This window comes from Caballeronia sp. BR00000012568055, from assembly GCF_029439455.1.
Lineage (GTDB): Bacteria > Pseudomonadota > Gammaproteobacteria > Burkholderiales > Burkholderiaceae > Caballeronia.
The window spans coordinates 1-799 of record NZ_JAQFVG010000179.1 but is presented as its reverse complement, the minus strand read 5'-3'; the positions used below and the strand labels follow the sequence as shown (position 1 = coordinate 799).

Annotated in this window: 1 protein-coding gene; it reads right to left on the bottom strand. The window is 54.6% G+C overall.

What is annotated here, in order from left to right:
* Positions 1 to 399: 399 nt before the first annotated feature.
* Positions 400 to 799, bottom strand: a 400-nt coding sequence (locus tag P7F28_RS09640) for a transposase (protein WP_277184204.1), incomplete at its 5' end; no start/stop codon positions are given.

The window sequence follows — 799 nt, the reverse complement described above, 5'->3', positions numbered from 1 at the left end:
TCGGAATGTTCGCGCGAAATATTGAAGATAGACTCGGCGTCGCGATAGCGCGCGAGCACCTTGTACATTACGTCGGTCAGCGAATAGTTTGTTCGCTGAATTTTCTCAACGAGGAATTTCGGTAACCTGATATTTGACTGAATTGCAATCAGAGTGTTGATGGCCATTTTTTTACTCTTTTTTGTTCTGTGTTGGTGCGCTTTTCGCATTGCCCCGTGCTACCACTGTCGATGCGCTAGCGACACAACCATGCGTTGATTTCCGACAGTGACTTTTGCAACATCGCTGCCAGCGTTTCTACGCGAGCCTTGTGCTGTATAGAATCGCTGCACGCCTGGACTGCAAGTTGCGCGAGCTAACGTCAAGAGTGGTGTATGAGCAGCATCGTGACGGTCGATTTCAAGCGGCGAGTTTCTGCTGAACCGGTCGATCGTCTTGCACCGGTTCGCCGTCCTTGAAGGGGACGCCTTCGAGCAACAGCTTGATCTTTTCCGGTCCGTTGATGCGGCGCCAGGTTTTCTCCGCCTCCTCGATCAGCTTGAATGCCAGACCGAGGAAGGTAGGCCGCGACACGCAGTTACGCGTACGCGTCGTTCGATGACGTACCGTCGCGAACGTCGACTCGATCGCGTTGGTCGTCCGCAGATGCTGCCAGTGCTCAGCGGGGAAGTCGTAGAACGCCAACAGGCTCTCGCGATCCTTTTTCAGCGTCTCGGTTGCCTTCGGATATTTCGCCGAATGGATCGACACGAAACGGTCGAAAGCGGCGTACGCGTCGGCTCGTGTGGCAGCCATCCAG